Below are 14,200 nucleotides of genomic sequence, written 5' to 3'. Positions count from 1 at the left end.
ATGTATCTGCTTGATTCTGCTATCGCTAAACAAATTGTAAGCCGCACAATGAAAATCATCGGCCACAATATCAATGTGATGAACGGCCAAGGGGTGATTTTAGGCTCAGGCGACCCTAAGCGTATTGGCTCAACCCACGAGGGAGCGCTGCTTGCGATTGCACAAAACCGTAATGTAGAAATCAACCAACAAGTTGCCTCTGGGCTACATGGTGTAAAACCCGGTATTAATTTACCCTTACATTATCAAGGGCAAATCGTCGGTGTGGTGGGGATTACAGGCGAACCATGTGAGTTAACTCATTACGGTGAACTACTCAAAATGACCGCCGAAATGATTGTCGAGCAAGCGAATCTTCAAGATAAATTACAGTGGGAGAACCGCCAACGGGAAGAGTTTATTCTGCAGCTAATCAAAGCAGAAAGCGACGATGATGAACAACTGCACCGCTGGGCTAAACAACTTGAGATAGATATTAATCTGCCACGGGTCGCCGCGATTATTGAAGTCTGTGAGATAGGTTCGCAGCGGCATATATCAAAAAATGATGTACCAGTACCCGCCATAAACTTAACCAAAAAAACCAGTCAGCCCAAAGATGAGCACAATCCCAGAGTCAGTGAAACACTGAAGCAAGTGCTACATTTATTGCAATATCCCGATCGGGGCAATTTAATTGCCATGACCTCAATGTCGCAACTGGTTATCTTAAAACCAGCCTTTTTAGATGGTAAACAATGGGATCCTGAGCTTGAAAATCAACGTATCGACAAACTACTACAACGTTTACCCGCGCAAATGGATTTAAACTTTAAAATTGCCCTTGGGCATTTTTTCCCTGAAAAAGGCGGCATCACACGCTCATATCAAACAGCACAGGAGACCTTAGCCTTAGGTAAGCAACTTAACCCTGAAGCTAACAAATACCTATTCGAAACCTACTCACTACAAGTGCTGCTTGCAGGGCTTAAACATGATTGGCGCGGTCAAGCCCTGGCATCACCTTATCAGCAACTGGCTAAGGCTGATAAAAATGGACAGTTACGTAAAACCTTAGCGGCGTATATCACTCACTTTGGTGATGCGCAGCAATGTGCTAATGCACTGTTTATTCACCGTAATACCTTAAGGTACCGCCTCGATAAAATTCAACAAATTACTCAAGCTGATATTCAATCACTACATGGATTGTTAAGCCTGTATTTAGGACAATTAATCGATACTTCCACCCGTTCGCTTTAATCCGTCGATAAACATAAACGCGGCGGTCAAGCCTGTCTTTTAAACGGCTAAATAATCTTTCTGATTTATTAAAAGATCAATTGAAAGATTTTTACCGTATTGCCTTTCTTATACTGCAATCAATGCTAAACATTATTTGACTCAACCCATTGAAAGGAATTGCAATGAACCCAATAAAACTCACTTTACTCGCTAAAGCATGCCTTATTACTGGCTTTGCACTAACTTCCCCTACATTAATTGCTGCCGAAAAAACGATTCCAGAATTGGTTGATGCCGTTAATGGCACGCCCGATGCGGCAAGTCGAGAAGCGGGTAAAAAAGTCAAACTACGCAATCATACTAAAGGTTTTTGCACCTCTGGTAGTTTTAAACCCAACCCAAAACTACAAGACACGCTAGCGATTCCATTTTTTAACCAAGATGCGATTAAAGTGACGGCTCGTTTTTCACTCGGCGGCGCTAACCCACAGATTTCAGACAAAACCCCAGGACGTTTTATGTCGCTTAAGATTGATGGCGATAAAGAAAACCTAAACTTTGTAACGACGAATATTCCTGTATTTTTTGCCAGCAATCTTGACGAGTTTTTTACCTTTCAAACAAAAAGTAAACAAGGTGCTGAAGGCAAACAATGGCTTATTGACAATCAGCCACACGCTAAAGCCTTCTTCGATTTTGTTAAGCAGTTGCCTCCTAGCCCAAGTTTTGCCAATAGCCCTTATTACGGTGTAAACAGTTTTCTGTTTACGGCTAAAAATGGCGAGATACAACCGGGACGTTGGATTTTTGAACCTGTTGCTGGCACCGCAGCGCTAAGCACAGAAGAGCTGGCCAATCTTAGCGATAATTTTTTACAGGCTGAATTACTCAAGCGTATTCAAACCCAGCCAGCGCAATGGAATCTTTATATTCAACTCGCCGAAAAAGGCGATGTGATTGATGATCCAATGGCTATCTGGCCAGAAACCCGTCAACGCTTATTAGTCGGTCAAGTAATTATTAACGGCGAACGAGACAACGATCCCCAAGTCCAACAGTGTGATAAAGGCATATTCAACCCAGTGTTACTGCCAAAAGGTATTACGCCTTCGGCCGATCCCATCCTCAATGCGCGCACTCCCGCCTACGTGGAATCCCTTATTCGTCGCCTGTAAGCACGAATAAACCTAAATCCCCATATTGAAGGTTGGCAAATAAGAATATTTGCCAACCTTCTGCGACAAAATAAAATCAATTACCTACCTAATTACCATTAATTTCTGTGCATATGCACAAAAATTAATGGTAATAATCCTGCAATTCCGTGGTTTTAGCCAAAGCTATTCAATTAAGCTTGCACAATAATAGAATGACCTTAAAGCAGCCCTTATTGGACTGAACCCCAAATAAAAGCTGCGCCCTACAATATCAGTCAAGAAACTCACTCAAAAACTTCAGCCAAGAACTGAACGGGACATAATATGAACTTAGTGCTTATTCTCATTGGCGTGATTGCATTTATTGTTATCGCGACCTCAAAATTTAAACTACATCCTTTTTTAACCTTAATTTTAGCGGCTTTTATCGCCGCTTTTGCCTATGGTCTACCAAGTGGAGAGATTGCTAAAACCATTACTACCGGTTTTGGCGGAATCTTAGGTTATATTGGCCTAGTGATCGTCTTGGGAACGATTATAGGTATTATTCTAGAAAAAAGTGGCGCCGCCATTACCATGGCAGATGTGGTGATAAAAATATTAGGTAAACGCTTCCCGACATTAACTATGTCGGTCATCGGTTACCTCGTATCCATTCCAGTATTTTGTGACTCGGGTTTTGTTATTTTAAACTCATTGAAACAATCAATGGCGAACCGCATGAAGGTTTCTAGCGTCTCGATGAGCGTAGCCTTAGCCACAGGTCTGTACGCAACTCATACCTTTGTGCCGCCAACGCCAGGCCCTATCGCTGCTGCAGGTAACTTAGGTTTAGAATCTAATTTAGGTTTAGTGATTGGTGTAGGTCTATTTGTGGCCGCGGTAGCCACATTAGCAGGTATGTTATGGGCCAACCGTTTTGCTGGTGTAGAACCCGATGGTGAAGGTGCCGAGGAGCTTAAAGCGCAGGCAAGCGACTATGAAACCCTGAAAAAAAGCTACGGAACACTGCCCAGCCCACTAAAGGCATTTGCACCGATATTTGTACCTATTATATTGATTTGTTTAGGCTCTATCGCTAACTTCCCCTCAGCACCTTTAGGTAAAGAAGGCTTGTTTAATGCGTTAGTGTTCCTCGGTCAGCCAGTTAACGCGCTAATGATTGGTCTATTCTTATCGCTGTCTTTATTAAAAGGCGATAATAAAATCAGTGAATTTAGCGAGCGTATTAGTCAAGGGCTAGTCGTCGCGGCGCCAATTATTTTGATCACAGGTGCGGGCGGTGCGTTTGGCGCGGTATTAAAAGCAACGCCTATTGGTGATTTTTTAGGTACATCACTGTCGGCACTGGGCGTTGGTATCTTTATGCCCTTTATCGTTGCCGCAGCGCTTAAATCAGCCCAAGGTTCGTCGACTGTGGCTTTGGTTGCGACCTCAGCATTAGTCGCACCTATGCTTGGCGATATTGGTCTTGGCAGCGAGATGGGCCGAGTATTAACGGTAATGGCCATTGGCGCAGGCGCCATGACGGTATCCCACGCCAACGACAGCTTCTTTTGGGTTGTAGCCCAGTTTAGCCGCATGAGCGTACAGCAAGCTTACAAAGCGCAAACCATGGCAACCCTTATCCAAGGTGTGACCGCCATGGTGACAGTGTATCTGTTAAGCCTAGTGCTGCTCTAAAATGCTGTATTCTTGATTGAATACAATGTGATATTGATTTAATAGTGTCCCTTGGGCGCATAGCGCGCCCAAGATATCTGTGTGTTACACGCCCTAATCATTGCAACAAATTCATGCGCCAACGCTTTATATAAATCTATTTTATATAAACCCATGTTGGCACAGGGATATTGTTGCCCCAAAAATAAGTGGTATTGGCTTAAGTGTTCAACATTTAGCCCTGCTTTATTCCATTTAGCTGTAGGATTTTTAATGAAAATAGTTATCGCCCCCGACTCATTTAAAGAAAGCTTAAGCGCGCTCGACGTAGCCAATGCTATTGAACAGGGCTTAAGACAAGTAATCCCTGACTGCGATATCATCAAAATTCCCGTTGCCGATGGCGGCGAAGGGACGGTGCAGTCTATGGTTGATGCCACGGGTGGCAGCATTATTAGCCTAGAAGTCATGGGCCCACTAGGGCTAAAGGTACAGGCGCACTATGGCATTCTCGGTGATGCTTTAAATACCGGTTCAGCCTCTAGTGCAAGCTCAATTGACAAGTCGCATCAACATGGCGCGATTGCCGTGATTGAAATGGCCTCAGCGTCTGGCTTACATCATGTGCAAAGGAGTCAACGTAATCCGCTACTGACTACGAGTTATGGGACGGGTGAGCTGATTTGTGATGCGCTTAATCGGGGGATAAAGCACATTATTTTAGGGCTTGGTGGAAGCGCCACCAACGATGGCGGTGCGGGAATGGCCCAAGCGCTGGATATTTTATTGCTCGATAATCAAGGTAAAACCCTGCCTTCTGGCGGTGCAGCATTGGCAAATCTTGCAAAAATAGATACCTCAAACGCACATCCACTACTGCGTGAATGCAGCTTCGAAGTCGCCTGTGATGTTGATAACCCGCTGTGCGGCGCACGTGGTGCTTCGGCGATTTTTGGCCCGCAAAAAGGCGCAACCCCAGAAATGGTTAAACAGCTCGATGCCGCTCTGGCTCATTATGCCGATGTGATTGCCCGCAATGGCATTATCGATCACCGTGAACATGCCGGTGCTGGCGCTGCGGGTGGTATGGGCCTTGGCGTGATGGCTTTTTTAAATGCCGAGCTTAAACCTGGCGTTGAAATTGTGATGCAAACCGTGGGCCTTGCCGATAAAATTCGCGGCGCTGATTTAGTCATCACAGGTGAAGGCCGCATTGATGGCCAAACTGTATTTGGAAAAACGCCGATGGGCGTGTTAAAACAAGCCAAACTGCAGGGCATTCCCACTATTGGTATTGCAGGTTGCCTAGGTGAAAACGCTAATGCCATATTGGATCACGGTATGGCGGCTATCTTCCCTATCATTCCACACTTAAGTCCGCTCGATGATGTGCTGGCCAATGCCAAGCTAAACCTTTGCAATACCGCCCGAAATATCGGCGCGGTACTCATGTTAGGCCAGCGCTAATTTTTAGGGCTAACATGAATTTTAGGGCTAATGCACAGGCTTGATGAGCAGCTCGTCGAGTTAAATATAAAGGCGCCATAACGGCGCCTTTGCTTATTTAGGCCGCAGCGCTTTGGTAACACAAAATTTTAGTGCTTGATGCCTAAAAGGCCTTGCAGTAAAGTGAGCTCCCTTTTTAGTATTCCGCTGATTGAACATTTGAGAGTCACTGGTCGAAAGTCACTGGTCCGTTATACTCTTCGAGCAAATTTGCGGTTTCACTATAAAAATCAATAGACGGCAAGCCCATGACTCAAAAACTCCCTCGCCAAGCCACCGCATCTGAAGCAAGTCTACTACGCATTTTTACTGCACCGGAAGATGCAGGATCAACGCTGAGTATTATCGAGCAGAAGCTCTCCGAGGACTTAGCAGGTTTTTTGGGTGACAGTATCGCCGCGCTCGAAAAACCCTTATCGGAAATCGAAACCGATTTTCAAGCCTTTGAGATCCCAACTCAGCCGCGTTTTGTGTCCGATTACACCGACGAAATTATGCAAAATCTGGTTGCGCATTCAGTGCACACAGCCGCACCAAGCTTTATCGGCCACATGACTTCGGCACTGCCCTACTTTGTATTGCCGCTATCGAAAATGATGGTCGGGCTCAATCAAAATCTGGTCAAAATCGAAACATCTAAGGCATTTACGCCACTTGAGCGCCAAGTGCTCGGCATGATGCACCATTTAATTTACGACCAAGATACGGATTTTTATCAAAGCTGGATGCACAGTGCCAATCATTCCCTCGGCGCATTTTGCTCCGGCGGCACAGTGGCCAACATCACGGCGCTGTGGATTGCCCGTAACCAATTATTAAAAGCCGATGGCGAGTTTAAAGGCGTCAGCCGCGAAGGATCACTCAAGGCACTACGCCACTATGGCTATGATGATTTAGCGATTTTAGTCTCAGAGCGCGGTCACTATTCGCTGGGCAAAGCCGTCGACCTACTTGGCATTGGCCGCGACAATATCATCAGCATTCCCACTGACAATAATAACAAGGTCGATGTCGCCAAAATGCGCCAAGCCGCCCTTGAACTTGCCCGTAAAAACATCAAAGTGCTAGCAATTGTTGGTGTGGCTGGCACCACAGAAACCGGTAATGTTGACCCACTGACAGAATTAGCGGCGCTGGCAAAAGAGTTAAATTGCCATTTCCATGTCGATGCAGCGTGGGGCGGCGCGAGTTTATTATCCAATAAATACCGCCACTTACTCGCAGGTATCGAACTTGCGGATTCAGTTACCATCGATGCCCACAAACAAATGTACGTGCCTATGGGCGCAGGCATGGTGTTATTTAAAGACCCCGAGTTTGCCCACGCCATTGCCCATCATGCTGAATATATTTTGCGCCGTGGTTCAAAGGATCTCGGCAGTCAAACGCTGGAAGGTTCACGCCCTGGCATGGCGATGTTAGTGCACGCTTGCTTACAGATCATCGGCCGCGATGGTTATGAAATCTTAATCAATAACAGCCTTGAAAAAGCCCGTTACTTTGCCGAACAAATCAAAGCCCATGAGGATTTTGAGTTAGTTACTGAGCCAGAACTTTGTCTGCTAACGTATCGTTATGTGCCTGCTCGCGTACAAGCCGCCATGCAGCTAGCCTGTGAGCAAGTAGATACAGTAAAACTCGCCCGCTTTAACGAGCTGCTTGATGGCCTGACCCAGTTTATTCAAAAGCACCAACGCGAACAGGGTAAATCCTTCGTCTCCCGCACCCGCATTCAGCCAGCCCGCTATTTTAGGCAAGCGACCGTAGTGTTTCGCGTGGTGCTCGCTAACCCCCTCACCAGCCATGACATCCTCAATCAAGTGCTGGTCGAACAAAGCGAAATCGCCGCATTAGATAACGAGTTTTTACCCGCACTAATGGCGATGATTGCCTTGAAATAACGATCACTTCTATAGTGGATTGGTTTAGCTTTTAAACCAATTCACTGGTATTTAATATTTTAAAATTTAACCTCCTTTCAAATGCCCTCTCTTTAAGTTTGTATTTTATGCTTAGTCATTGGTGTTATGATTAAGCAACTAACTTGAGGTGCTCTATGGATAGAAAATCTTTAATACTGCTCTCTGTTTTCCTGTCTTATTCGGTTTCGGCTGAGGTCTATAAATGTGCTGATGGCAAGTATCAAGCCGACCCATGCGATGAGAATAGTCAGCCTGTTGATTTAAGTGACATCGGTAGCGTTATTAAAAGCAGTGATAGCGCATCTCAATCAAGCGTAGGTTTAAACTCTTCATTAGATAAGAAAAAATAAATCAGTACCTATATTGATAATAAGCGTATATCACACGAAATTGCCAAGCTAGAAAGTGATAGAAAACGAGTTATTACTGCGCGTGATCAACGGCTGCGTAATCTACGTGAGAGTCGTCAATATGCGAGTAATAACTTAGCCGGTGCAACTTGGCAGCAGAGTTTAGCTCAAGAACAGATTGCTGCAGCCCAAGAGGCTGACACGCTGGTATCCTCTATCGATCGGCAGATTGAACAACTTAAAAAAGAAATCAAATAAAAGTGTAGCTTGGCATTGATTATTTCATCTTAAGTAGCGTTAATTATATTTAGGCAACTGATTTTAATTAAAATTATAAACCATTTCTTTTCGAGCTTATCAGGATAACCATTATTACGAGTGCTGTTTCGTTGTGAAATTGAATAAATTTAGAGGTAATTTCTCGGCTATCCATAGTCCAGAGTTCTGAGGCCCCTAAAACTAACGGTGCAATAGATAACATTTTCACTTTCTCCTTGTTGAAAAATATTAATGATTCAAACCTTATTAGTACAATTCAGGACAGAATCATTAACGGGCGACAACAAGAATAAAACAAGGCTACTGACAGCATGATGTCAGTAGCCTTTTAATAAAAGTGAATTTTGGCGTTTTAACTTAACCAGCAACCAAGATTACTTTGGCAAACTGGCTTGATGAGCCTGAATAAAGCCAGCCATCGTCTTACCTGCCTTCGCTTGGGCAGTGGCTAAGGTATCGGCATCGTCCATTTTTTCTACGACTTCGTAGTAGCACTTAATCTTAGGCTCAGTGCCCGATGGACGCACAATCACCCGAGCGCCACCCGTTAAGCAATAGGTCAATACATCGCTCGGTGGTAAATCGATTTTCTCAACACGGCCATCGGCAAAACGGCGCTCAAGGGCCTTTAAATCATCGGTTGAGAGGACATCTAACTCACCAATTTTCACGGGCGGATGTTCGCGCAAATAAGCGCCAATATTGGGCGTATCAGGTTTTAGTGCAATGCTAACCTGCGCATTAAGATGGAAACCATGCTCGCGGTAAATTTGCTCGAGTCGGTCCCAAATGGTTTGCCCTTTGGCTGCAAGCTCGGCAGTTAATTGGGCAAATGCCACCAGCGCCGACAGGCCATCTTTGTCCCATACCATACTGCCGACTGTGTAGCCAAGTGCTTCCTCATAGGCGAACAGAAATTGGTTCTCGGGCTGAGTTTTCGCAATCCCCACATTCATCAACCACTTAAATCCAGTGAGAGTGGTAAAGCTTTGCGTGCCAAAACCTTGAGCAATCTTAGATAACAGGCTAGATGACACAATTGTGGTGCCCGTAAGTCGCTGATTATCTTTAGCATGAGATAACAAGTAATGCCCAAAGAGCACACCGACTTGATCGCCCGTTAGCATCTGGTATGCGCCATCGTCTTTACGCACGGCTACGGCAAAGCGGTCAGCATCGGGATCGTTAGCGCAGGCGAGCATAGCGCTGTGTTTTTTCGCCTCAGCGATGACTAAATCCATCGCGCCTTTTTCTTCCGGATTAGGGAAGTTCACCGTTGGAAAATCGCCATCTGGCTCGCGCTGGGCTGCAACTGAATACACTTGAGTAAAACCGGCATCTTTTAATACCGTTTCAGCCATATCCGCGCCCACACCGTGCATCGCGGTATAGGCTAAGCTAACTTTTTCGGGTGCTGTATGATTTTGTAGCACATCAACTTGTTTTACACCGTTGCGATAGGCTTGGTAAAAATTATCTTGCAGGAGTGTCAACTTACCTTGTTTTACCGCGTCATCATGTTCTAAAAACGGAATGGCTTGATTGGCAGCACGCTCAATTTGCGCGGCAATGCCAGAGTCGTGGGGCGGAATAATCTGCGCACCATTTTCCCAATAGACTTTATAACCATTGTATTGCGGCGGGTTATGACTCGCGGTCACCACAATCCCAGCAGCCGCATTAAAATGTTTCACCCCAAAAGCTACCAGCGGTGTAGGCGCCACTTTGGACGTTAAGCGCACCTTAATGCCCATGGCGGTGAGCACGCTAGCCGCATCGTGGGCAAAGTTAAATGAATCGTGGCGACCATCATAACCAATCACCACACCACGCTCGGCTGCATCTTTAATCTGATCAAGTAGATAAGCGCCAAGGCCTGCCGAGGTTTGGCGAATAACCAGACGGTTCATCCCCATAGGACCTGCACCAACCACGCCACGTAAGCCTGCGGTACCAAACTCTAAGCGGCCAGCAAAGCGCGCAGCCAGTTCAGCTTCGTTACCGCTATCGATTAACGTTTGTAACTGGGCTTTAGTGCGTGGGTCTGGATCATTTTCAAGCCAATGCTTAACCTGTAACTGCAGATGGGTATTCATAAAGCGCCTCATTGAAAATCATTTGCAATTACCTTAGAAAAAACCGCGCCGAAGAACAAGCTAATTTGTATTAATTTTAAAATCAGCTAAACGTTTGGCAAAAAAATGCACTCTCTAGCAAGTCATGCTAGAGAGTGCGGCTATTTTTATCACGTTGACCTTCAGACCTAAATCACTATGGCACTACAGGTACCAACAATAGGCTCAAGTTCATCAGCTATTAGGCTTTCTAGCGGATGTTATTTTTCAATGTTTTGCTCACGCGTCTTCCAAAGCGAATACAACACCCCAGCGACTAACAGACCAAAAGTGACTCCTAGAGACACTGGGGTTGGGATAGTAAAGTCCACCATGCCCTCGTGATTGAAATACACTAAACCTACTTTTACCCCGATAAACACTAACACCACTGATAACGCATATTTGAGGTATTCAAAACGATGCACCATCGCCGCTAAAGCGAAGTACAAGGCACGTAGACCTAAAATAGCAAAAATATTCGAGGTGTAGACGATAAAGGGATCTTGAGTAATCGCAAAAATAGCTGGAATACTGTCTACCGCAAAAATCAAATCTGCGGTTTCCACTAAAATCAACGCCAAGAATAACGGCGTTGCCCACCATCCTTTTGTTAATTGATGTTTTTCACCACGTACCCAGAATTTCTCTTGATGCAGTGTTGGTGTAAAGCGCATTTTGGTGCGTAACCATTTGTAAAATTTGTTATCTTGAATATCGCTGTGTTCATCATTTGAGAACAGCATTTTTACGCCAGTAAAAATCAAGAATACCCCAAACAATACAAGTACACCCTGATACTGTGCCACCAGCATAGCACCAAGGCCTATCATAATGGCGCGCAGTACAATAACGCCCATGATGCCCCAGAACAGCACCCGATGTTGATAAATACGTGGGATACCTAAGCTACTAAAAATTAAAGCGATAACAAATACGTTATCCATAGACAGTGATTTTTCAATCAAGTAGCCCGTGAGATATTCCATCCCCGCCGTCGACCCTTTGTACCACCATAGCCAAGCCCCAAACAATAAACCCATACAAATATAGAAAGCAGAAAGCTTTAAACTCTCGGCCACAGTAATCTCATGCTGCTCTTTGTGTAATACCCCAAGATCGAAGGCCAAAAGCGCTAGCACAAAACCAAAAAACATTAACCAAACCCACAGCGGGTAACCCACAAATAGGCTAGTAAAAAATTCCATAATTTTCCTTAATTACACATAACGTTCGGCATGTAGATTTTGAATATTGATGTTATAAAACATTACATTGAGTCCGGCAGCTCCTTCTATTAGAACCGGCATACGATTTAAGCTGCGGTCACTTATTGTTACTCCTCTAGCAATATCGCACTTCGGCATTCTTTATTCTGTTTATTCTCAGGAAATAAATCTAGATAAGCATAAAAGGATCATCACGCTAACTGAGCATATTTAGGACTGAACTCCGTCATTAAGAGACTACAAACTTAATCGCACTCATATTTTGGCTGCGGTATTCTGTCCACTATTTAACACTGATTTATTAACTGAAAATGAATAAATTTAAGCATTTAGTATGGTTTATCACCACAAAAACAATGCATTAAATAATGGTCATAATCGATATATAGGTAAAATATTTCTCACTTTCAAGCCCCTTGACTGTTCCATGCCAGCCGAGTGTGATTAACTGCAGCTACAGCGCCGTCTTTCAGCAATCAACAGCACTGCAATAACCATAAATAATGAAAAATAATTAATAAAATTCATTACGATAAAATGAATCAATAACGGCTCGGCGCATAAAGCGCCAGCAATGGGAGTTTTAAGTGTCACTAGAACAAAATCCTTTGCACCTAATACCAAACACATACCATTCGCACCAACCTGAAATGCTGTTTGGGCACCCTAAAGGTTTGTATGTCTGTTTTTTTACCGAAATGTGGGAACGCTTCTCCTTCTATGGCATGAAAGCGTTACTGTTTCTTTATCTCATTAAATATCATCTGTTTACCGATGAGTTTGGCTATAACGTCATTGGTGCCTACGGTGCATTAGTGTATGCCATGCCTGTGGTCGGTGGTTTATTAGCCGACCGTTATATTGGCATGCGCAAAGCGGTCATCTTCGGCGGTGTGTTATTAGTGCTCGGCCACTTGGGTATGGCCTATGAAGGCCACCAAGCGGTGATTATCGCTGGTGAAGTTCAGCGGGATGAACAAGCACTACAGGTTTTTTATCTATCGTTGGCCTTAATCATTGTCGGCGTTGGTTTTTTAAAGCCCAACATTTCTACCATCGTCGGCCAGCTTTATCCAGCGACATCCCCCAAGCGTGATTCTGGCTTTACCATTTTCTATGCAGGTATCAACTTAGGCGCAACCTTAGCCCCATTAATTTGCGCTTATTTAGGTGAAACCTATGGTTGGAAGTATGGTTTTGGTCTAGCGGGTTTAGGCATGTTAGTCGGACTCATCGTATTTATTCGTGGCAAAAAACACCTACAGGGTTACGCAGAACCAAGAGATCCCGCGCAGATTTTAAAGAAAACCGCCGGTATCACTACAGAGCAATGGATTTACTTAAGTGCCATCGGTAGTGTTGTGCTGGTTTGGGGATTAATTCAAACCCATTCTCTTGTGCTTTCTATCAGCAGTTTATTGCCAGCCGTCAGTCCTGTGATCTGGTTCCTGCATTCAGTATCACTACTCCTTACTCTGGGTATTGGCTGGTTTATGGTCAAACACTGTAATCCGATTGAACGTCAACAGATGTCAGCTTTACTGCTATTTATCCTCGCAGGCTTGGTTTTCTTCGCATTATATGAGCAAACCTATGGCTCTTGGGTGGCATTTTCGGACCGTGTAATGGACCGTAATATGCTGGGGCTAGAATGGAGTGCGGGGCAACTAACCTTCCTCGGCGCCTTCTTTGTGATCAGCTTATCGCCCATCTTCGCTTGGCTATGGCCTGCCCTTGCGCGTAAAAACTGCGATCCAAGCAAACCGGTTAAAACGGCACTCGGCATTTTATTCGCGGGGTTATCTTTTATGGTATTAGTGCTTGGGATCCAAATGCCGCTAAGCAGTGGTTTTGTAAGTATTTGGTTTTTAGTTGCAGCGTATTTTATATTAGAAATCGGTGAGTTATTGCTATCACCTATCGGTTTATCTGCCGTAACTCAGCTTTCAGTCAAACGCGTTGTCAGCGTGATGATGGGCGCTTGGTTTCTCGGGACTTCTTATTCTGAAATATTAGCCGCCGAATTAAACAAACTCGCCGCAATTGATACTCAAGGCGGTACGATAAGTGACGTACCGAGTGCCATGGCATTGTATGAGCAACTGTTTATCTTTTCAGCACAAATTGGCGTAGTGATGGCGTGCGTTTTCTTCGCCCTAGCGCCACTCATGAAGAGAATGATGCATGAAAAAACAGCGGTAAGTTAAGTATAAGAATTAAAAAGAAAGAAAACTTGGCTTACTCTCGCCCTCTGAGGCGACGGTAAGCCAAGACAATAAGATGTAAGGCAAGTAACCCAGTAAAAACACTGCAGAAGAACAGTAAGGCAAGTAACCCAGTAAAAACACTGCAGAAGAACAGTAAGGCAATCGAATTCACTTCCCGCGGCGTATCACGATAAAGAAACCACCACAGCGGCCAACTGATTACCGACAAAACCGTTAATTGCCTTATACAAAGCTCATCATGTTTTTACCTAAAAAATCTCCAGATTTAACTTTTATCAGCACAATAGCTACTGCTTCTATAATATCTATTGTAAAGTAAGACAACATAAACGAACTCTATAGTTAGTCTCTTACATCATATATACCTTAAGGACAACGTTGACGTTTAGAATGATAGAATATAAATGTAACAGTAAAACATCATTCCTAAATGCCAAAAACCAACAGATGAGTCAACACTAATTTAATCATTATTCATTTCTGTCATGATTTTTATGATTAAATACCTAAAAAGCTTTCGAGTTAAGTA

At 44.3% G+C, this 14,200-nt stretch carries 8 protein-coding genes and 2 pseudogenes; 7 read left to right on the top strand and 3 right to left on the bottom strand.

Annotated elements, in window-relative coordinates; genetic code table 11:
• From L2717_RS03865 to L2717_RS03840, 6 genes and pseudogenes are all read left to right on the top strand, one after another.
• A complete protein-coding gene (locus tag L2717_RS03865) occupies positions 1–1,242 on the top strand; it encodes a sugar diacid recognition domain-containing protein (RefSeq protein ID WP_220772618.1) in 1,242 nt (413 codons plus the stop codon).
• A gap of 164 nt (positions 1,243–1,406) precedes the next feature.
• Positions 1,407–2,399, top strand: a complete 993-nt coding sequence (locus L2717_RS03860; protein ID WP_220772619.1) for a catalase family peroxidase — start codon at positions 1,407–1,409, stop codon at positions 2,397–2,399.
• Between the two features lie 306 nt (positions 2,400–2,705).
• Complete coding sequence (locus tag L2717_RS03855; RefSeq protein WP_220774872.1) at positions 2,706–4,064, top strand: GntP family permease; 1,359 nt, start codon at positions 2,706–2,708, stop codon at positions 4,062–4,064.
• Positions 4,065–4,316: 252 nt separating this feature from the next.
• Entirely contained in the window at positions 4,317–5,510 is a 1,194-nt protein-coding gene (locus L2717_RS03850; RefSeq protein WP_220774873.1) for a glycerate kinase, read from the top strand.
• 287 nt (positions 5,511–5,797) lie between these two features.
• Positions 5,798–7,450, top strand: a complete 1,653-nt coding sequence (gene panP, locus L2717_RS03845) for a pyridoxal-dependent aspartate 1-decarboxylase PanP (protein ID WP_220774874.1) — start codon at positions 5,798–5,800, stop codon at positions 7,448–7,450.
• Positions 7,451–7,605: 155 nt separating this feature from the next.
• Positions 7,606–8,079: pseudogene (locus L2717_RS03840) on the top strand (hypothetical protein).
• 395 nt (positions 8,080–8,474) lie between these two features.
• Here L2717_RS03840 and L2717_RS03835 read toward each other — a convergent pair.
• Together L2717_RS03835 and L2717_RS03830 are read right to left on the bottom strand one after the other, a co-directional pair.
• Entirely contained in the window at positions 8,475–10,196 is a 1,722-nt protein-coding gene (locus tag L2717_RS03835) for a phospho-sugar mutase (protein ID WP_220775012.1), read from the bottom strand.
• Positions 10,197–10,435: 239 nt separating this feature from the next.
• Entirely contained in the window at positions 10,436–11,422 is a 987-nt protein-coding gene (locus tag L2717_RS03830) for a TerC family protein (protein WP_220775011.1), read from the bottom strand.
• Between the two features lie 608 nt (positions 11,423–12,030).
• On the opposite strand from L2717_RS03830, the gene L2717_RS03825 reads away from it, so the two are divergent.
• Positions 12,031–13,650, top strand: a complete 1,620-nt coding sequence (locus L2717_RS03825) for a peptide MFS transporter (RefSeq protein ID WP_428847840.1) — start codon at positions 12,031–12,033, stop codon at positions 13,648–13,650.
• 31 nt (positions 13,651–13,681) lie between these two features.
• Here L2717_RS03825 and L2717_RS03820 read toward each other — a convergent pair.
• A pseudogene (locus L2717_RS03820) lies at positions 13,682–13,900 on the bottom strand (DUF3624 domain-containing protein); the annotation flags it as partial.
• Between the last annotated feature and the right edge of the window lie 300 nt (positions 13,901–14,200).

This window comes from Shewanella glacialipiscicola (genome assembly GCF_023283485.1).
Lineage (GTDB): Bacteria > Pseudomonadota > Gammaproteobacteria > Enterobacterales > Shewanellaceae > Shewanella > Shewanella glacialipiscicola.
The sequence above is the reverse complement of the archived record's forward strand: the minus strand, read 5'-3'. Positions and strand labels throughout refer to the sequence as shown.

What these genes read in the sequence shown, in the direction of transcription:
- L2717_RS03865 (WP_220772618.1), top strand. Translation starts at nt 1, where the DNA reads ATGTATCTGCTTGATTCTGCTATCGCTAAACAAATTGTAAGCCGCACA.
- L2717_RS03860 (WP_220772619.1), top strand. Translation starts at nt 1,407, where the DNA reads ATGAACCCAATAAAACTCACTTTACTCGCTAAAGCATGCCTTATTACT.
- L2717_RS03855 (WP_220774872.1), top strand. Translation starts at nt 2,706, where the DNA reads ATGAACTTAGTGCTTATTCTCATTGGCGTGATTGCATTTATTGTTATC.
- L2717_RS03850 (WP_220774873.1), top strand. Translation starts at nt 4,317, where the DNA reads ATGAAAATAGTTATCGCCCCCGACTCATTTAAAGAAAGCTTAAGCGCG.
- panP (WP_220774874.1), top strand. Translation starts at nt 5,798, where the DNA reads ATGACTCAAAAACTCCCTCGCCAAGCCACCGCATCTGAAGCAAGTCTA.
- L2717_RS03835 (WP_220775012.1), bottom strand. Translation starts at nt 10,196, where the DNA reads ATGAATACCCATCTGCAGTTACAGGTTAAGCATTGGCTTGAAAATGAT.
- L2717_RS03830 (WP_220775011.1), bottom strand. Translation starts at nt 11,422, where the DNA reads ATGGAATTTTTTACTAGCCTATTTGTGGGTTACCCGCTGTGGGTTTGG.